Genomic DNA, 19,650 nt, shown 5'->3' with positions numbered 1-19,650 from the left:
ATAATTAACAATAAAAAAAATAGAATATTATGGCAGAAGATGGAGCAGCACAAAGCGGGACTACACAGGCGTGGCCGTTACCGAGTTTTTACTTCAAGGTATCAGTTACTGATGTAGGAGATATTTCATGTAGCGAAGTATCAGGTCTTGAAACAGAATATGATATGATAGAATATCGTGCAGGCGACAGTCCGGTTTTCACTAAACAGAAAATGCCGGGAATGAGAAAGGCTAGCGACGTAACCTTGAAGAAAGGCATCTTCAAAGATGACAAGGCGATGTGGGACTGGATTAACAGCATCAAGTTGAATACGATCAAACGTGCAACGGTAACGATCAGCTTGCTGGACGAATCGGGCAAACCTGTGAAGACCTGGGAACTGACCAATGCATGGCCCAAGAAAATTACGGTGGAAGGTTTCAAGGCCGACGGCAACACGGCGGCAATAGAAACCCTGATTCTGGCACACGAAGGAGTAACTGTCAAGTAGTATGGCAGACAACGCTGCAGCAGACTGGACACTTCCTGTGAACTTCTACTTTCTGGTGGAATTTCAGAGTAAGTTTGATCGCTTCCAGGCCTCATTTACGGAAGTGTCCGGTCTGAATATGCAGCTGAGTACCGAAGAAAAAACCAGTGATTCAGGAATGTGGATTAAAATGCCTGGTGGAGTCAAATATGGAACCATAACACTCAAACGCCCTGTTCCACTAGAGAGTGATGATACTTTCACTGAATGGGTAGATGAATGCTTACAGGCTGACAAGGGCAAGAGAATGATTCCATACGATATGATTGTAAAGTTGCTGGGGAAAGACGGAAATCCCCTGGTGGGATGGAAATGTTCGCATGCCTATCCCACACAGTGGAACCTGGATGCTTTAAATGCCGAAAAAAGTGGTCTGGCCACAGAATCGGTCATAATAAGCTGTAACCGGATGGATCGTATAAAAATTTAATATTTGATATTATGGCTGTTATCATCAAGGAAATGCGTATCCGTACCGTGGTAGAGAAACGCGTTGTTCCGGAAGCTGAACTTCCGGAAGAAATTCTCCGGAAGGTAGAAGACCGCATATTGGATAGGATATCCAAAGAAGAAAGAATTGGCTGGCCTGTCGGACAGCGACGGAAAAGAAATGAGCGGTAACAACAGGAGACGGAAATAATAAAAAAGGTGTAACATGGGGAAGATGATCATTACAGCCTATACGGACGGCGATTTCAACAGTGAATGTAAATCCGCGCTGGAACTGCCTGTCAACCCGGCCAAGGTAAAGCTCTCCAAAGGGATCCGCTATGCAGAGGACAAGCAGTTGGGGAGCCTGAACGGATCGAACGTTTATGTGCGCTACCAGCCCGAAACCTTCAGTTTCGATTGTCTATTCGACATGACCAACGCCATGGAGGACGATGACGAGAAGAAACCCGTGCATGATGCGGTAAACGAACTCGAACAACGGCTTTACGATTACAACACCGAAGGACACCGCCCTTCGTTCGTTAAGGTACAATACGGTGACATCACCTTTTTCGGCCAACTCAAGACGCTGGAAACGGAATATTCCCTGTTTGATCCGGACAGCATCCCGCTCCGTGCCGAACTGAAAGTGACGCTGACGGGCTATTGCAGCCAAAAGGAGGAGAAGAAGCATTTCTCCAAACATTCGCCCGATGTGTCACGGCTGGTCACACTGAAAGAAGGACAGACATTGTCTGCCCTTTGTTACGAAGTTTACGGCGACCCGCTCCTGGTGGGGCAAGTTGCAAGATTTAATAATTTGAACGGCTACAGAAATATACCGGCAGGTACGGAAATTCTGTTGCCGATGTTAAAAAAAGCATAAGAATATGGCAGAATCACCCTCTGTAAATAAAGACCGTGTACTATCTTGTTCCGTTTATTGCAACGGAACGAAACTGAAAGACACCTATTCGTTAGTGTCTGCTACCGTGCGGCTGGAACTGAACCGAATCGGTAAAGCGACACTCAAGTTTAACGCAGGCAACATGGACAAGCAGACTTTCGATGAAAGTGACGACTCATTGTTCAAACCAGGTAACACCATACGACTGGATGCAGGTGGCGTAAATAAGGAGGAAACGTTGTTTGAAGGCATAATCATCGGACTGCGTATCCTCGCAGACAAAGACTTCCGCTCCTGTATGGTGGTGGAGTGCCGCAACAACACCTATTCCGCAACGCAGGGACGCAAAAACCGCATCTTCGAGAAGAAGAACGACAATGACATCATCAAGGAAGTGCTCGCCGCCTATGGCAGTGTAGATGTAGATGCTACGAGTTACCAGCACCCTACACTGGTGCAGTATTACTGCTCTGACTGGGACTTTGCCCTCTCCCGTGCCGACGCCAACGGACTGTTCGTTTACACCGAAGGCAGTAAGATTAAAGTGAAGAAACCGGAAGTAAACGCATCTCCCGTTCTAACAGTTACTTACGGCACGGATATCACCGCCTTCGATCTCGAACTCTCCTCAGACGATCAGTTCACACAGTACGAGGCAGTATCGTGGTGCCCCAAAACGCAGAAGGCAGTCAAAGTGTCCGCTTCCACGCCCTCACTCAACAAGCAGGGAGATTTACAGCCTAAGAACATCGCTTCGGGTGATAGCCTGCTGCTTCAGACCGACGCGCCGACGGACGAAAAGGCACTCAAGCAATGGGCAGACGGCATGGCATTGAAAGCCGGACTGGCCCGCTACCAGGGTTCTGTCAGCTTTTACGGCTCTGCGAAGGCGAAACCGGGTTGCCTCATTGAGTTGAAAGGCTTTGGCTATCGGTTTAACGGTAATTTGTTCGTCGGTTCGGTGACGCATACCATCGAGGACAACGAATGGACAACCGAAGCAGGTGCAGGCATATCGCCTGTGAACATTACTGACGAGCCGGACGTGGTATCTCCCTCCGCAGCAGGTTTTCTTCCCGGATTGCAGGGACTGCATGCTGCGGTAGTCCGGAAGTTGGACGGCGACCCTCTGAAAGAATACCGTATCCAGATAGAACTGCCGTGGATGGATGGCAAGAGCAAGCTGCTTTGGGCACGCCTCTCCACGATGTACGCCACCGCAGGCATGGGCACCTTCTTTCTGCCTGAACCGGGCGACGAGGTACTGGTGGGTTTCATGAATCAGGACCCCGGCCATCCTGTCATCCTCGGCTCGATCTACGGCCAAAAGCACAAGCCTCCCTACGAATACGAGGCGAAGAACAACACCAAAGCCATTGTCACCCGCGAGAAGATGCGGATCGAGTTTGACGAGGAAAAGAAAGTGATAACGATCTCTACCCCCAGCAAGAACACGGTGCAGATGAGTGATGACGGGAAGCATATCAAGCTGACCGACGAAAATAAGAACGAAATCACGATGGACAAGGGCGGCATTACGCTCTCGTCTTCCAAAGATATCACGATGAAAGCTAAAGGCAACATCAATATGGATGCCACGATGAAGCTCAGCGGAACTGCCAAGCAGGACGTCAGCCTGGAAGGATTGAACGTGAAAGTGCAGGCAAAAATCGGTGCCTCGGTAAAAGGCAATGCTACGGCGGAACTCTCCGCCAGCGGTCAGACCACCGTGAAAGGAGCCATGGTAATGATAAACTAAAAAAGAAAGGAGAATAATATGCCACCGGCAGCAAGAATAACTGATATGCACACCTGCCCCATGCAGACCCCGGCGTTTCCCTCGCCGATACCACATGTGGGTGGCCCCGTAACAGGTCCGTGTGTGCCCAATGTATTGATAGGGAAAATGCCCGCCGCAACAGTAGGCGATATGTGTGTCTGCGTCGGTCCGCCGGACACGATTGTGAAAGGCTCGTCCACGGTTATGATAGGTGGTAAACCTGCCGCACGTATGGGTGACTCCACGGCACACGGAGGTACAATAGTGATAGGATGCCCCACGGTAATGATAGGAGGATAAAAGAATATGGACGAACAGAAAAATCTGTTGAATGCCGATGCGTTCCTGGGGCGCGGATGGAGCTTTCCGCCCGAACTGACGGACAGTGGTATAAAGATGTCTGCCTACGAACAGGACATCGAGGAAAGCCTGCGCATACTGTTCAGCACATCGCCGGGCGAGCGTGTGAACCGTTACGACTACGGCTGTCCGCTTCGCCGGTATGCCTTTGAGCCGATAACTACGGAAACCATTACGAAGATGCGCAACGACATCACCCGGGCCATCATCCTCTTCGAGCCACGCATCTCGCTGGAAGATGTGTCGTTTGAGGAACAGGCTGACGAGGGATTGTTGCTGATACAGCTGACTTATACCGTTATCCGTACCAACAACCGCAACAACATGGTCTATCCGTTCTACATTAACGAAGGAACAAATGTGTAACCATAAAAAATGCAGAGTTATATGCCATTCTGGAAAAAGATGTTTAACAAAAAGCAACCGGGAACAGAGTGAATCTACATGCTAAAGACAGCTGCCCCGATAGCGGGGCGGTTGTCTTTCAAAGAGGATCGATATATATGACAACGGACAACGAACACAGCGGTACGCTCCGCACCGACTACGAAGCCGATCTGGCGAGACTAGACGACTTCCCGGCACTGACCGCCGACTGGCGTACGCTCCTGCACCAGCTGATACGGGCGAGCCGGGTAAGTCTCCTCCTGCCCCTGCTGGAAAACAACGTGCTGACCGTGATGGCCGACATCCGACGCAAGAAACTGTCAGGCTATGGCGACACCTTTGCTGATGCACAAGGCACCGCAAAGCAGATCTACTATGCCGCAAAGCTGCAAAAAGACATCGAAGGATGGGTGGTACGGTTGGAAAACTACCTGAACAACACATGGCAAACCGATAGCAACAGCAACTCCGCCGTCGAGATAGCCCGACAGTTAAAAGAACTCCTGGAGCAATCGTTACCCAACGGAAGCGAAGCGGACAAACGTAGCTACTACCGGATGCTCCGTACCGTGACCGACCTCCAGTCGAATGCCGACCGCTACCTGAAACAGGCGGAAGAAAGCGGTGACACGGAACCGGCCCTGTCCCTGTTGATAGCCTATCTCAAAAACTACGGTAACGTTGCTGATGCCTTCAACAGCCGGCTTGCCGACCTGCCCGGCATCTATCGCCGCGACATCCTGCACGCCGTGCCGAAAGCTATCGAGCAAGACCGCACCTACGTTGTCATCACTCCGACAGCCGAAGCTGAAGCCTTCAATCTCCCCCAAGGCATGTCGTTCCCCGCCGGCCAAAACGCCGCCGGAGAAGACCTGATTTACCGCACGGAGAAAGAAGCCTACATCTGCCCCATGCAATGCACGGAGGTAAATGCCGTATATGCTTCCGTAAAAGAGGCTTTCGGATTGTACAAGCAATCCATTCCGCTCCAGAATATAACGACAGCCCGATCGCTGTTCGCTCATGGCGAAGAACTACGTATTGGCTGGCAGATAACCTCCCCCATGTTGGTGCTGAGTGAAGGAGAACGAGAGGTCAACATTCGTTTCCGCCTGGCAGCCGACAGTCCTGTACCGAATATACTTGTCGAAAACAGCTTCTTCCTGCAACTATCCACAGCAGAGGGCTGGACACAACAGTCCGCCACCTGCCGTATCGACGGCCACTGCCTTTGCTTCACCTTCACGATAGGTAGCAAGGACATAGCATCCGCTTCCTGCATCGAAGAAATACACGGTGCGACCACAGAATATCCCGCTCTCCGTATCCTGACGAATAATACAAACAGTCCTTACCTGTGGGCGAAAAAACTGAATTTTGAAGCCGTGGAGATACAGACGAAAGTTATCGGCATCCGCAACTTCACTTTTTGCAACGAATTAGGCGAAGTGGATACCGAACAACAATTTTCACCATTCGGCATACAGGGAGATTGTGGTGCATGGTTCTTATTCGGTCATGAAGAACTAGAGTTGAAACCTTTGCAGGAAGTCCGCTTGAAAGGTCACTGGAAGAAGATGGCCGGAACGGAGGCGGAATTTAACGAATTATATCAGGAATATGGCGTAGATGCAAGTTCATTTATTGTGGTAACCGAATACCAAAAAGGTGGCTCGTGGCATTCCTATACAGGAAACAAACAGCCTCTGTTCGTCTCCGATAGCGAGGAAAAACATTCACTTGCCCAGGCGAATATCCTGTTTGACTTTTCAACGGATGCACAAGCCGCTTATGAATATAGCCGTGAGCGTGACGGCTTCTTCCGGGTTACCCTGCAAGCGCCCTCTATAGGCTTTGGTACAGATGCTTACCGCAATAGGTTCACCTCCATCATGATAGAAAACAGCCGCTGCAAAGAGAAAAAACGCAAGCCTCTGCCTAAAGAACCTACCGTCCCGATGCTTGCGGACGTGGAGTTATCTTACATCGCTTCGGAAGTAATCACACTGACCGATACCGGAACATCTTCCATACAGTTGGAGCACATTACGGCATTGTCGGACCAGGAGGCATTCCTTTTGGACGGAAACATGACGCAGCCGTTCTTGCCCGCATCTCCCGCAGACCATTTGTTGTACTTTGCCTTTCTGAACGCAAAGGAAGAACGGACCATCAGAATGTATGTAGATATGGTACTGCCCGAAGAAAGGATACCGTATGATATTCCGCACCCCGATCAGTCGACCCAACTGGCATGGGAACAGTGGAACGGTACGAGATGGGGAACCCTCCCTGTGGAAATGGTGGTAGCGGAAGAAACCGCAGGGCTGACACAAAGCGGTTTCATTGAAATCGAACTGCCGGAAAAAGTAACCGATGACCGGATGGACAAGCAAGGCAGAATCTGGCTCCGTGCCTCCGTGACGGGCGACATTTCCGCCTGTCTTGCCATACGCAGCATCCGGACGAACTGCATCCGGGTAAAAGCACAAAACGGTAACGGCACACCACTCCCAGCCGGAACGATCCGGGAAATGGCAGAGGAGGATCAACGGATAGCCTCCGTCGTCCAACCTCTATCCGGTTTTGGTGGTACACCGGAAGAAACAGAAACACAGTTCGCCGCACATCAAAGCGCACGCTTCCATAACCGCCACCGTGCTGTCACAATGAAAGACTACGAACAACTCGTGCTGGAACATTTCCCGGAGATAGACAAGGCCCAATGTGTCAGCTACCCACCGGGACAAAATCCGGCGGCGGTAAACCTGATGGTATTCAGCCGGATGGAAGACAGCCGCTATTTCCTTTCTTCTCCCTGGAAACTGGCAGAGATACAACGTTTGATCCGGAGGTACGTATCTCCCTTTGTACGGCTGAAAGTAGTCAATCCCTCCTACCAGCGAGTGGAGGTCCGTTGCAAAGTCGTTTTATGGGACAAAGTGAAGGATGAAGCCAGGACACTTCGCCAACTGACCCAAATCGTATGGAACTACCTTGCGCCATGGCAAAGGAAAGGTGATCTCCCCACGTTCCGGCAAAGCTATTCTTACAAGGAGATACATGCCAGGCTGGCGAACCATGAGGATGTGATGCGGCTGTCGCTTTTGGAAATAGACGGAAAGAGCCTGCCCCATGTGGACTATAACACAGATGACATCCTCATTAAAGGGGACATGCCCTGGAGCATTCTGCTACCGGATATAAAAAAGATTGAAACGCTTTCTCCTCACGACGGTATCGAGGAAGCAGAAATCGGAGGAAACTTCATAATAGGATAATGAATATGGAACAGAAAAACAGAAAGACGCTGAAAAGCTATTTCGAGAAAGGCGATGTTCCCACCGAGGAGCAATTTGCCGAGCTGATAGACTCCGTACCGAATATAGTGGACGACGGGCAGGTAATCCGCACCGGGAATGGCTGGGCTTTTTATCCTCCGCAGGACGGGAAGCTCGACATCGACCTTCATACGGCTATAGGGGAACCTGCAGCATGGGAGTTGAGTGTCACGCCGGAAAAAGACTTGCTTTTTAAAAACGGAAAAGATGAAACGATACTTTGCCTGAGGCAGGACAAAAACGTTACCCTGTACGGTAGTCTGCATATAGAAGGTGGGGAAACGCCGGTACCTTCAGGAGATGATTATTTGGTTTTTCCAGCCAACAAACAGTGGTACGACTTGCCGGTGGACATTTCGCACGAAGGCTTCGGTTGCCGTGTGTATAGCATCTATGCTTCTTTCCGGGAACAAGGAACCGGATTGTGCAGGCTGACACGCGCTACTGCCATCTGGCTGAATTATATGGACCAGCGCATCGAATCGCCGGAGAAGCACTGGTGGGGATGGTCCGGCAATATCCGTTTGCGCTGGTTGCAACAGGAAAAGAAACTCCACCTGCAAATACGTACCAACAAGCGGCTCCCATCCGGAGAACTGCACTGTCGGATTGTGGAGATGTACAAAGGATAAGACGAACGAATCATCAGGAACACGGGAATTATGGATGAAAAAGGACCCTATATCGAGCAGCTGGAAGAAGGCGAAAGTCTCTACTCCGGATTATGGCAGCAAATGCTGGATGACGTACAACGGATGTCAGGAATGGTGTGGACCGATTATAACGTCCATGACCCTGGCGTGACGTTGATGGACATAGCCTCCTATGCATTAGCTGAAACCGACTACAAACTCAGTTTCCCCCATCAAGATTATCTGACTGGGGAGAACGGAGAGTTTAATCCGGAATGGTTTGGACTTTACCGTCCTGTAGAGGTTTATACCACCGCTCCTGTCACTACTGAAGATTACCGGAAACTGTTCTTTTCCCATATCCCTGATCTAGAAAACATCTGGCTGGATGCTGATCGGGCCACCGGAGGCTATACCATCAGAGCCGTCCTTTCTCCGTTCGAGGGTAATCCTGAAACAATCAGGCAGCAGATAGAAACGATCTATCAAAGCCATCGGAACCTGTGTGAACATCTTGACCGGATTGAAATCTCACAACCGGAAGAGTTGGAATTTCATGCTGATTTTGAGATAGAACCGGGCAAAGACGCTACACTCATGTTGGCTGAGGTATATTGGACCATCCTGCGTTACCTGTCCGGTGCAGTACGTATCTTGACACCGGATGATCAGACAGCGGCCGGTATATCTCCCGAGAACTGGCTGGAAGGTTCGAAAGATGCCATACGTGTCGAAATACCGGAACTACAAAATACTGAATACGAGCTTTATAAACAACTACGTGCGGCGGATGGTATTCGGTCCTTCAGTACCTGCTACCTGATGAAGGATGGTGAGCCGCTGAGCTATTTCACACAAGGGTTCAGCCTCAAAATTCCGAAGAAAGAAGAAGAACTCACGGCATGTATCCGTTGTGGCCGGTCCGTTATGCGGGTGGATGTGGAGAAATTCCGGGCATTACTGGAAAGCTTCTACCATACGAAAGGACGTAACCGAGAGATGAAAAACGTGCAAAAGAGATATGACTGGGGAATCCCCCAAGGTACATACCGGGATATATTCTCCCATTATCCCCTGGCAAAAGACTTTCCCGCCTGCTATTGGTTTTCGTGTAATCAGGACGGTTCATCCTCTTTTGAAACCTATCTGGAATTGTACGACAAGGTGATTGAAGACGGACTGGAAGAAGTAAAGAAACTTCCCCGGTTATTGTCGATAATAAACGGAACAGAACTTCCGGCAAAGGTTATCTATGAACGGAAAAGCCGCTACCTGGATTTTCTTGACCGGCTGTATGGAGTGGAAAGCTATCCGGACTGGATGAAAGAATACGGTGGATACGGTGAAACTAAAGAAGAAACCCTGCACCGGCGTATGGATTTCCTGCAAAACATAGCACGTCTCACAAAGAACCGTGCCGGAGCAAGAAATATAACCGATTCGGACGGAAAAGAGAATATCATCGTGGTAAAGGAATGGTTTTGCCGTATGATGGGCATCAACCGGAATGAAAACCGGCCGGTAGGCAACGTTTTACCCGGACACAATCTCATTCTGATGAAAACCGACGAAAAAGACAAACGGTTCCGTGACAAACTGACGTCCAGACTTATCTATGAGAAAATGTCCTATACAGAAAATGTACAGGTAGTCTATCCTGTGCTTTTACCGGAAGATAAAAAAGAAAAACTGGAACAATATAGCATGCTGCGGAAGGAGTTGCCTGTGTTCAACCATAACTTCATCAGTAGCGGTTTATTCCGTGGTGGCATCTGCCTGGACAATTACCGCATTGTTCAGGCTGCCGAGAATGAATACATGCTTGTATTCCACGACCGGGAAGAAGATAGTTGGATGAACCTGGGACGTACAGATGACAAAAAACAATTGAACCTGCTCGCCAATATCCTGCGCCGTTACCTGCTGGAGTTGAACCGTGCCTCGGAAACGCTTTATATTATAGAACCTGTATTGTCGGACATCAAACGTCCGTTCACATTACAACTGGTATTACCGGGATGGACAGCACGTTTTCATGCCCCCCGATTCCGCGAATCGTGTCGTGAACTGTTACGTTCCCTGTTACCGGCTCATCTGACAGGCACGGTTTATTGGCTGGATACTGCCTCTATGCAGGAGTTTGAAGACTGCTATTTATTATGGAAGAAAGCATTGGCGAGACAATACAAGGATGATGCGGAAATCCTCCAAAGCCATATAGACGAAATATTGGAAAAAGCTGAATATAAACAATTGTTAGATGATACGAATTGACAACATATCGTTTGAGTTTACCACTCCGGATGAAAAATTCGCACACGAACTATATGCGGGTTGGGATGTTTTTTGCCGCCACTGCTTCGAACAGGTAGTGGAGGAATGCCTTTCAACCTACAACAAGGAAAAGGTATTATACGAAATAGAACAACTGGAGTTGGATCTGGGAAGCATCCCCGAGGAATATTTCTACCGGGAATTTCCTAGGCGACTGAAAGAGGTATTGCTGAAGGCGTTACCGACAGGGGGGCTCCAAAGGAAGAGCGAAACGGAGGAAAACGGAGGATCCCGGCTGGACAATCTGCTCTTCTACCTGGAATACGGCTACCCGAAAGCAGAATGGGCGGATGAAGATTTCAGCTTGTCGGAAGAATTAGGCTGGCTACTGTCCCACTCCGCACCGGAGCAGTATATCATCCGGATAGCTAGTCTCTGCTTAGAGAAGGAACACGTCTTTCACCGACTGCTCTGGCAGGCGGACAATGCGGACGTGCTTCTCCGCATCTATGCCGCGTCACTATCCGAACCCTCCGCCGGTCTGCATGGAAAACATCGCTTCCTAACCCGGTTGCTGGAGACAAGACCTGGTATTCCCGTACGTTTCATCCATGAAGCGACAGATGATGCCTCCCTGGGGGAAATGGCGGAACTGCTCGACAGCGTATCCGTCAAACAAATCATGGTAACGGAAGCAGAGGAGCACGCCGAGGTGGACTTGCCTCCCTATTGGCACTATCTGTATGAGTGGCTGATACGCTATTATCCCTATAACGGCATTGCTATGTTCGGTGGCAAGGCGGAGTTTACTAACCACCTGCATCATCGGCTGCTGATATTTATACGGAAACGTAACTACTCTTTCTACCTTTCAAAGGCGGAGTTGACCGTTAGCTTTCTTCTGGAAGTGTTTGGTCCGACTTATTATATTGATGTACTGAATACTATCTACTATCTCCAACCCTACCGTGCGGATGGTTCGCCTACGCATGATGGGTATTTCAGTCAGGAACTGTACCGCATCTTCTTGCAGTTGTCCCTACTACACCAACCAGCCGTAACAAAGGAAAACACTTTGTCCGTTGAAGATAAAGCATCGTCCGGTTTGAAAGATCCAACAGACATTATGGATATACTACAAGATGCTAAATGTAGCGATGCGGACAAACGAATGTTCATCCGCACAATCGTCAAAGAACAACCGGAGATACTCATCCAATGGCTCCGATTGGGAATAACCCCAAATATGACAGGAATAGCTATTGTAGCTGCTCTGATCGAGGTTGATACAATGAACTGTATGCTTGCCGCTCTTTCTTTTAACACCCTGCAAGCGGTAGAAGTGATGAGGAATTACCTGCGGCAACAATATTCAGAAGAAAGTGATTGGTTAAAAGGCATAACCGAAACTCAGTTGGAGCTTCTGCTCCGACAATCGGTACTGATGTGGATTCGGAAAGGATACTACCGGCTACCAAACAGATTCGACCAATTGTTGAATCTGTTTTATCAGGAATTGACAGGCAAGGAGGATGAAGCAATCGTTACCCGATTATCCGCCTCCCAGCCTTTGAAGGAAATAAAAGAAGGACTAGGTCTCGAACAGAGCGGAAGATGGAGTATTCAGAGACTACAAGAAATATTATCAGTGTCCGTCGTGACAGATGATATAAAACGCAAATTACTTGTCTGTTTTCTGGAACAATCGTCAAAGGATTACGCTGAAGCGGTACGACTGCTCCATGCATGTGGATTATCGAACTCCCTCTGCCGCCTGATAAGCCAACCGATATGGGAAGAAGTACTTCGACAGTCCACCGTCCGGCTGGTAGGACTCGAAAATACCGCCCTGTTATTGTCCCTCTTCGATGGATTGATGGCACACGAACGTGCTTTGTCTTCTTATTGGAAAGGAGGTTCAAAACCTTTGAAAGCTCGCCTACTTGTATGGTTGGTCGAAACGATACGGTTACAAGAGACACATAAGAAACCGGTAGTGGAATATATCCGTTCTTTATTCGCAGACCTTGTTGGCAGAGAAGAAATATCGGAGGTCATTCTTGCTCTTTGGCGAGAGATGGGACATACGGACTCTCCTGCCACAGAAGAAATCCTGCATCTGCTGGTGGATAATGAATCCCGGCAAATCCGGCTTATGAAAACCGATTACAAGGAATGGCTACGACAAGCGGAAAACGATTCAAATGCCGTTCAAATGCTGTTTAAAAGTCGTTGGAATACAGCGGATGACTTTATTGAATGGCTGGATGGCACTTCCATACCCTATGAGAATAAATCCGGTTTGTTACGACACACTATAACGGAACAACCGGCGAAGTGGATACACCTGCTCCGCGATTTGCCGCATGAGAGTCAATACATAACGGCAATCGCCGGATATGTACCTGCCCCGCTTATGCTACAGGGCATGGCGAAGACGGATTTCTACCAGACCTCCGTATTATCGCAGTTGATGGAGCAGCTGCAACATCAGGAGGAGGAATTGTCACGGATTGTCGGAAGCAGTCTTTCCCTGCCACTTGCACTCTCGAAAGCTCTGCTGCTTTACTTGCAGGACCGCGATACATCAGGCAGAACACTGACGGCTAACGAGATTGCAGGAAAGTTCCTTGCCTTCTTTTATTTCATACAAACCGGCAAAACAGATTATCACAATAATATATTATGGATATCATTTACCAATAAAATTATTTCAAATATGAGTAGTAGTGAAAACAACATGGCTTCAGACGATATAAACAAAATATTGTCGAATGCAAGCAACAGTGATGCGACATTCCAGCAATCTGTCAACTTCTTGATAGACCAACAACCGGAAAAGTTGCTGACTTGGTTAGAGAAGGATGCCAACCTGTCTGAAATAGAACGGATTGCTTTCGTTTCGGACCGGATAATGGCAAAGAGATGGACAGTCTGTTTGTCCGCTACAGCCGGATTCGAACAAGCCGGTGTGTTCCAACGATTGACTTCCTGGTTTCTTGATGGTCCTTCCGATAGGATATCTGTCACCGGATTTATCCGGGCGTTGCTGTCATGGGTTAAAGAAACGGACTGGAAAAGGCAGACACCGGATGAAATGGAAGCGTTTTTCTTTTCCCGTCTGTTCGGTAAATCCAATATCTCGTTACCTTTGGAGAAGATCGCGGACAACGGCCTACCGGAAGATACCCGAAAAAGATGGCTGCGCAATTACATGCGTTTCCAACCGGAAGAATTGCTGAAATATATACAAAAAACGGTATCGCAAAATATGTTGCCGCCGGATAAATGGATAGCATGGCTGGATATCGAAGACTGGCTGCGTCTGGCGGCAAGCCTTTCTCTTTCCGACGCAGAGCTTTTCCGGCAGATTCTGGAACACTTGTCAAAAAGGAATACATTTCAGAAGAGCGAATTGCGACAGGCATTGGCTACCTACATCATAAAGAGCCGTACGGATGAATGGATATATGGAAGTCCCGAAGAAACGGTCCGTTCATGGGTGCAGTCACTGCTGGAAAAGAAGGAAGTCGTAAAGGAGGAATTATTGCTGCAACTCTGTGAGACGTTGCAGCTGTCAAAGGACGGGAGAGTCGGAACGGACGAAGCGACAGAAACTCTGGAGTTCCTTCTGGTGGAAAATGCAGGCCTTTGCTTGCTCGCTCCCTGGTTCAGCCGACTGTTTGCCATGCTCGGCTATCTGGATGATGAACGGAAATCGCTCAGGAATACAGCTTTGAAAATTCGCGCCGTATTCCTACTTCAATATATCGTCTACGGAGAGGAACGGGAATACCGAGAAACAGAACTGGTCTTCAATCGGCTACTTGTCGGATTGCTCCAACATATACCGATCCCGAAACAGCTGCCTCTTACCAGTGAAGAAAAGCAGACCATCGACTCCATGGTGGCAGGCATAAAGGCTAACTGGCCAAGTATGGACGGCACATCGGTAAGGGGCTTCCGCCAGAGTTTCCTTGCCCGCAGTGGCACATTAGAACAGCAGGAGGAACGGTGGCTGCTTACGATGGAAGAAAAGACACATGACATCCTGCTTGAATCCATCCCGTGGAGCTTCAGGCAGATACACTTCCCGTGGCTAAAGAAATATGTACAGGTCATGTGGCGCGAGAAACAAAAATTCTAATAAATTGACGAAAAAAATATATATAAAATGGCAACTGAAAAAGTATATCAAGAGAAGACGGCACGCACCATCCAGCAGAAACTGGATGGTGGCGGCACATTGCAATTCGTGGATAACCGTCCGATGAACCCGGTCTTGCAACAGGTGGAAGAAGACGAAGAAGATACCCTGCAAGGCAAGTTCAATCAAGCTCTCCAGCGGGAAGAGGATGAAGAAGACATGCTTCAAGGTAAATTCGAACAGCCAGTCCAGCGCGAAGTAGATGAAGACGAAGCCGCCCTGCAAGGCTGGTTTGAAGCTCCCGTTCAGAAAAAGAATGAAACCGGCATGCCCGACCACTTGAAAGTCGGCGTGGAAGAACTTTCCGGCCTCGCGATGGATGATGTAAAGATACATTATAATTCGGACAAGCCGGCTACAGTACAGGCGCTCGCCTATACACAAGGTACGGACATCCATGTAGCTCCGGGACAGGAACAACACCTGCCCCATGAGGCATGGCACGTGGCCCAGCAGATGGCTGGCCGTGTGGAACCTACCACCGAAGTAGGCGGAATGCCGGTGAATGACAATGTCGCACTGGAACACGAAGCCGACGTGATGGGCGCAAAAGCGAACAGTCTTTAATGAAGAATTATGCGTGAGTATATTGAATGGTTCAACCAAGTATTAACTGTCGCCATCCTGCTTTACTTCCATCAGGAATCTGAGTACAAGCAGCTAAAGGATGTGTATCCGCCCCGAAACGGCTGGATGGAGGCGGTGACAGGACAAATGGACACCAATTTTGAAGAACGAATCGTTATCATGCTTGCCTTGATGCCCCATATCTGTCCGCAAATACTGGACATCTTCTTTGTGCAGAACAAGAACTTTGACCGCCAGTACACCGAGTTCGGCGGTTGGAAAGGTTTGTCGCACGGAGGATTCCTTCCTACGGGTGAAACCGCTTCATTCATCCTTGCCGGGGAGGACGTGGAGAAACGTAAGGAGGTTATCCATATGTTCTCAAAAAGCCACTGGTTCTACGGAAAAAATATCCTGCGGCTGGAAGGTGCAGGCGAAGGAGAGCCACTGCTCAGCAGCCAACTCCGTGTATCTGAGGAATTCCTGAGCCGCGTACAACTCGATGTAGAATATAAGCCCGATTATACCACCGGCTTCCCTGCCAAACGTATCACCACGGAACTGGACTGGGAAGATATGGTGCTGGACTACCAGGTGACGACTGAACTGGAAGAGATCAATACATGGATTTCTTCCGGTAAGACCATCATGGAAGACTGGGGGTTGTCGCGTATCCTGAAAGCCGGATATCGTTCGCTGTTTTACGGTCCTCCGGGTACAGGGAAAACACTCGCGGCGACATTGCTGGGTAAGAAGAATAATATGGATGTATACCGGATAGACCTATCCATGATCGTTTCCAAATATATCGGGGAAACGGAAAAGAATCTGGCTAAAGTGTTCGATCTCGCTGAAAACAGGAACTGGATTCTCTTCTTTGATGAAGCAGACGCCCTGTTTGGCAAACGTACTTCCACCAACACCTCCAATGACCGTCATGCCAATCAGGAAGTGGCTTATCTCTTACAGCGTATAGAAGACTTTCCCGGCATGGTCATTCTGGCAACAAACTTACGTTCGAACATCGACGAAGCATTCTCCCGCCGTTTCCAATCAGTGATTTACTTTCCAATGCCGACTGAAGAACTACGCGCTGAAATATGGCGAAAAATGCTGAAAGGTTGGCCGAAGGATGTAGACGAAGACCTGATTACCATGGCTGCCAGAACAGAACTTTCGGGAGGTTCGATAGCCAACGTAGTCAGACGGTGTGCATTAGCAACAGTAAATCAGAAAAATCAATCTCTGGATAAACTTATATTAAAAAATGCACTGCAAAAGGAAAAACTGAAATGATAAGAAGTAGGTATAAAAAGAAAAGCGTCGAGATGATAGTATCTCAACGCTTTTTATTTTTATGTGACCGCGACAGGATTCAAACCTGTAACCGGCTGATCCGTAGTCAGCTACTCTATTCAGTTGAGCTACGCGGCCAATCTTTATATTTCTGTTTAAACTTTAATTCGGATAGTGACCGCGACAGGATTCAAACCTGTAACCGGCTGATCCGTAGTCAGCTACTCTATTCAGTTGAGCTACGCGGCCAATCTTTATTTCTGTTTAAACTGTAATCTCGAATGGTGACCGCGACAGGATTCAAACCTGTAACCGGCTGATCCGTAGTCAGCTACTCTATTCAGTTGAGCTACGCGGCCATTGTTTCGTGATTGCGAGTGCAAAGGTAGTGTTTTCTTTTAAACTTGCAAGACTTTAGTACATCTTTTTTTCAATTTAATCTAACATTTTTGGATTGAAGATCAAGTAACCGATGTTCAGTCCGAAGTTGAAATTCTTTGCCGGATAACTATACCCATTGGCATACAGGCTGATAGAGGCAAAAGGTAACTGTAACACCAGGGCAGCCTCTCCCATGTACTTAAATGAATGAAGAAACTTGCCATAATAAGGAACTGCCATATAAGGATTGTCCGCATTAGTTTCTTTCTTTATTTCATATAAAGGAGCAAAGCCGTACAAGTCCAGACGGAAATGAAGTAATTTGCTAAACTTATAGATTGGTGAAATGCCTGCTGCAAAATACTGATTGGCCCGGAAAGCCTCATTGAAAACAATCTGGCTATGCGGCGTGGGCGTAAAAGCCGGAGCCTGCAATACCGATGCCGTATAGTTATTCATCAGGTTTTTGCTGGATATGACCAATTCTCCCTGGAATCCCAGATTGAAACGGTTACTTAATGTTTCATAGTGCTGCCACTCCCCTTTTAATTGAAGCCAACTGTAAACTTTCTTTCTGATTGACTGACTTTGGGATGTAGGAGACGGATCATAATTCTCAGTACCTGTAACATATTGAGCGATCAGGAACTGTTTCCGCCCGGCTATAGGATATTGTTTAGCATCCAGTGAATTCCGTTCTATACTCAGCGAACCGCTGAACAGATTGTACCAGCTATGATCGAATTTAGAATTAGGGAACAACATATTATTACTCTGAAAATAGTAATCATTCAATTGCCCGTATGCAAAACCGATTTCTGATTTTGCCCTGTTCAGGAACGGGAATCCCAGCTTTAGCTTCATATACAATTCTTTTTGTTTAATGAAGGCCGGTAACACATCTTCGTAAAACAGCGACTGACTTTCCTGATATCTTTTATCGGAATATACCCCCTGCCAGTTAAGATAGGTTGGAATCCTGGTCTGCAAATAGATTCGTCCGTTCAGCATAACTCCACTGAAAGAATTACCTACCTGAAAGTTAGAATTAACATCGGCGGCAAAACGGCCTAAATATTGATAACCCAATCCTAAAAACAATTGGTTTGCCTGATGCGATGAAATATTACCTCCGAAACCGACCGTTATTTCTTCTTTCATCTTTACATCCAGATAGAGGTCAAACTTTTTCTCCCTGCGATTGTAAACAGCATGGGGCATAATTTCCCGTATCTTCGAAGATGTGAGCATCTTGAAATAAGCCCGCTTAAATTCTTCCATCGAAAATTCATGATTCATATCACGATGCAGTTGTGCCTCGATATACTTACGCTGCGATTCGGAAACGCCGGTTACATATATATTTTGAAAGATCAGCGGCGGCAAACTTTCCTTATAAGCAACCCTGCGCATATTAACTTCCGTAAGCGGAACCCTGCGGGGCACTCTTTGCTTGATCGAGTCGATCATACTCATCGTACGTTTATAACCGATATCCATCAATTCCTTTGCTTTTTGGAAGTCCAGCAATGAAACAGTCGGGAAACTGAATTTAACCATCATGCCATCTTCTTCCGGAACATCATAATCCGTTTTCTGCATAATCATCGTTTCCAATTGATTATAAGCATTATTGGAAGGTTTGTTATTTCCTCCGGCAACAGTCGATCCGAAAATAAAATCAGGATGAAAAGCCTCTTTCATCGGTCCGACAGGGAAATTATCGTAAATACCGCCATCAAACAGAGGAATGCTGTCTTTCCAGATCGGTTGGAAAAAGAAAGGGAAAGTCATGGAAGCACGGACAGCATCTCCCAGATCTCCGTTCTTGAATATGATAGCCTTTTTATTATAGATGTCAGAACCGACACAACGGAACGGGACAAACAGATTGTCAAAATTCCATCCGGCTTTAGCGGTAGCCTGCGAGAACAATGCCATAAACGCCTGATTCATCTGGATCGGATTGATAAGGCTTTGCGGTAAAAAGTTGGCCTTGATTTGCAATGAATCGGTCATATCAATAGAAAAATGGCCGAACTCAGGAGTCGGGTCCGGTCTTTTAAAGTAATATTTATATTCATTTTCTACGGTACCGGTCTGCCAGTAACTAAATTCTTCTGATAACATTAATTCCAGCATCTCATCAGGAGAATATCCCATGGCATATAAACTACCTATAATGGAACCTATAGATGTACCGGTTATATAGTCAATAGGTATATCATTCTCCTCTAAGGCTTTAATGACTCCGATATGCGCAGCACCTTTAGCTCCTCCACCACTTAATACCAGTCCCACCTTTTGCGCATCGGCCGCTTGCAGGACGATCAGCAAAAAGGTTACCAGAACAGCTACTTTCTTCATACTTTACTTTCTCTCAGTTTACAACTTCAAATGTAAAATTATTTTCTCAGACTACAAGGTGTGTGGCAGGCTTATTGTGTTAAGATTTAGTGCTACAATAGCGAAAATATTATGAAATTCAGCAGCATTCAGAGATTAATTAAAATATAAATGATAAATTTGCCGAAAATGAAAGGGTAAGACAAATAA

At 47.6% G+C, this 19,650-nt stretch carries 14 protein-coding genes and 3 tRNA genes; 13 read left to right on the top strand and 4 right to left on the bottom strand.

The window, feature by feature from the left end; translation table 11 throughout:
* Positions 1-29: 29 nt before the first annotated feature.
* From C825_RS15510 to C825_RS15450, 13 genes are all read left to right on the top strand, one after another.
* Positions 30-491 carry a phage tail protein gene (locus C825_RS15510; protein WP_010803130.1) on the top strand — a complete coding sequence of 154 codons (462 nt, stop codon included), beginning with the start codon at positions 30-32 and terminating at the stop codon, positions 489-491.
* A gap of 1 nt (position 492) precedes the next feature.
* Positions 493-960 (top strand): phage tail protein, encoded by a 468-nt coding sequence (locus tag C825_RS15505; RefSeq protein ID WP_010803129.1) that lies wholly within the window; start codon positions 493-495, stop codon positions 958-960.
* Positions 961-971: 11 nt separating this feature from the next.
* Positions 972-1,151: a hypothetical protein gene (locus tag C825_RS15500; RefSeq protein ID WP_010803128.1), complete on the top strand. Its 180-nt coding sequence runs from the start codon at positions 972-974 to the stop codon at positions 1,149-1,151.
* 34 nt (positions 1,152-1,185) lie between these two features.
* Positions 1,186-1,848, top strand: a complete 663-nt coding sequence (locus C825_RS15495) for a LysM peptidoglycan-binding domain-containing protein (RefSeq protein WP_007656705.1) — start codon at positions 1,186-1,188, stop codon at positions 1,846-1,848.
* Between the two features lie 4 nt (positions 1,849-1,852).
* The gene (gene vgrG, locus C825_RS15490) at positions 1,853-3,628 is read left to right on the top strand and encodes a type VI secretion system tip protein VgrG (protein WP_010803127.1); all 1,776 of its coding nucleotides are present in this window, start codon (positions 1,853-1,855) and stop codon (positions 3,626-3,628) included.
* An 18-nt stretch (positions 3,629-3,646) separates the two neighbouring features.
* On the top strand, positions 3,647-3,949 hold the full coding sequence (locus C825_RS15485; protein ID WP_010803126.1) for a PAAR domain-containing protein: 303 nt from the start codon (positions 3,647-3,649) through the stop codon (positions 3,947-3,949).
* Positions 3,950-3,955: 6 nt separating this feature from the next.
* Positions 3,956-4,375 carry a GPW/gp25 family protein gene (locus C825_RS15480; protein ID WP_007656712.1) on the top strand — a complete coding sequence of 140 codons (420 nt, stop codon included), beginning with the start codon at positions 3,956-3,958 and terminating at the stop codon, positions 4,373-4,375.
* Between the two features lie 137 nt (positions 4,376-4,512).
* Complete coding sequence (locus C825_RS15475) at positions 4,513-7,677, top strand: baseplate J/gp47 family protein (protein ID WP_154278143.1); 3,165 nt, start codon at positions 4,513-4,515, stop codon at positions 7,675-7,677.
* A gap of 5 nt (positions 7,678-7,682) precedes the next feature.
* Positions 7,683-8,369 (top strand): hypothetical protein, encoded by a 687-nt coding sequence (locus tag C825_RS15470; RefSeq protein WP_010803124.1) that lies wholly within the window; start codon positions 7,683-7,685, stop codon positions 8,367-8,369.
* A gap of 30 nt (positions 8,370-8,399) precedes the next feature.
* Positions 8,400-10,643 carry a hypothetical protein gene (locus tag C825_RS15465; protein ID WP_010803123.1) on the top strand — a complete coding sequence of 748 codons (2,244 nt, stop codon included), beginning with the start codon at positions 8,400-8,402 and terminating at the stop codon, positions 10,641-10,643.
* Positions 10,630-14,790, top strand: a complete 4,161-nt coding sequence (locus C825_RS15460) for a contractile injection system tape measure protein (protein ID WP_010803122.1) — start codon at positions 10,630-10,632, stop codon at positions 14,788-14,790. Before C825_RS15465 ends, C825_RS15460 begins: the two co-directional genes overlap by 14 nt.
* A gap of 27 nt (positions 14,791-14,817) precedes the next feature.
* Positions 14,818-15,417, top strand: coding sequence for an eCIS core domain-containing protein (locus tag C825_RS15455; protein ID WP_010803121.1), 600 nt, complete (start codon positions 14,818-14,820; stop codon positions 15,415-15,417).
* Between the two features lie 9 nt (positions 15,418-15,426).
* Entirely contained in the window at positions 15,427-16,713 is a 1,287-nt protein-coding gene (locus C825_RS15450; RefSeq protein WP_010803120.1) for an ATP-binding protein, read from the top strand.
* 64 nt (positions 16,714-16,777) lie between these two features.
* Here C825_RS15450 and C825_RS15445 read toward each other — a convergent pair.
* The 4 genes from C825_RS15445 to C825_RS15430 all read right to left on the bottom strand — a co-directional run bounded on the left by C825_RS15445 (position 16,778) and on the right by C825_RS15430 (position 19,461).
* Positions 16,778-16,851 (bottom strand) — tRNA-Arg (locus C825_RS15445).
* 37 nt (positions 16,852-16,888) lie between these two features.
* Positions 16,889-16,962, bottom strand: a tRNA-Arg gene (locus C825_RS15440).
* Positions 16,963-16,995: 33 nt separating this feature from the next.
* Positions 16,996-17,072: transfer RNA gene (locus tag C825_RS15435), tRNA-Arg, on the bottom strand.
* Between the two features lie 76 nt (positions 17,073-17,148).
* Positions 17,149-19,461, bottom strand: a complete 2,313-nt coding sequence (locus tag C825_RS15430; protein WP_007656726.1) for a patatin-like phospholipase family protein — start codon at positions 19,459-19,461, stop codon at positions 17,149-17,151.
* Between the last annotated feature and the right edge of the window lie 189 nt (positions 19,462-19,650).

Source organism: Parabacteroides sp. ASF519 (genome assembly GCF_000364265.2).
Classification (GTDB): Bacteria; Bacteroidota; Bacteroidia; order Bacteroidales; family Tannerellaceae; genus Parabacteroides; species Parabacteroides goldsteinii.
Note: the sequence above shows the minus strand (reverse complement) of the source record. Positions and strands in the feature narration are given on the sequence as shown.

What these genes read in the sequence shown, in the direction of transcription:
- C825_RS15480 (WP_007656712.1), top strand. Translation starts at nt 3,956, where the DNA reads ATGGACGAACAGAAAAATCTGTTGAATGCCGATGCGTTCCTGGGGCGC.
- C825_RS15495 (WP_007656705.1), top strand. Translation starts at nt 1,186, where the DNA reads ATGGGGAAGATGATCATTACAGCCTATACGGACGGCGATTTCAACAGT.
- C825_RS15470 (WP_010803124.1), top strand. Translation starts at nt 7,683, where the DNA reads ATGGAACAGAAAAACAGAAAGACGCTGAAAAGCTATTTCGAGAAAGGC.
- C825_RS15505 (WP_010803129.1), top strand. Translation starts at nt 493, where the DNA reads ATGGCAGACAACGCTGCAGCAGACTGGACACTTCCTGTGAACTTCTAC.
- C825_RS15475 (WP_154278143.1), top strand. Translation starts at nt 4,513, where the DNA reads ATGACAACGGACAACGAACACAGCGGTACGCTCCGCACCGACTACGAA.
- C825_RS15430 (WP_007656726.1), bottom strand. Translation starts at nt 19,461, where the DNA reads ATGAAGAAAGTAGCTGTTCTGGTAACCTTTTTGCTGATCGTCCTGCAA.
- C825_RS15455 (WP_010803121.1), top strand. Translation starts at nt 14,818, where the DNA reads ATGGCAACTGAAAAAGTATATCAAGAGAAGACGGCACGCACCATCCAG.
- C825_RS15465 (WP_010803123.1), top strand. Translation starts at nt 8,400, where the DNA reads ATGGATGAAAAAGGACCCTATATCGAGCAGCTGGAAGAAGGCGAAAGT.
- C825_RS15500 (WP_010803128.1), top strand. Translation starts at nt 972, where the DNA reads ATGGCTGTTATCATCAAGGAAATGCGTATCCGTACCGTGGTAGAGAAA.
- vgrG (WP_010803127.1), top strand. Translation starts at nt 1,853, where the DNA reads ATGGCAGAATCACCCTCTGTAAATAAAGACCGTGTACTATCTTGTTCC.
- C825_RS15450 (WP_010803120.1), top strand. Translation starts at nt 15,427, where the DNA reads ATGCGTGAGTATATTGAATGGTTCAACCAAGTATTAACTGTCGCCATC.
- C825_RS15510 (WP_010803130.1), top strand. Translation starts at nt 30, where the DNA reads ATGGCAGAAGATGGAGCAGCACAAAGCGGGACTACACAGGCGTGGCCG.
- C825_RS15460 (WP_010803122.1), top strand. Translation starts at nt 10,630, where the DNA reads ATGATACGAATTGACAACATATCGTTTGAGTTTACCACTCCGGATGAA.
- C825_RS15485 (WP_010803126.1), top strand. Translation starts at nt 3,647, where the DNA reads ATGCCACCGGCAGCAAGAATAACTGATATGCACACCTGCCCCATGCAG.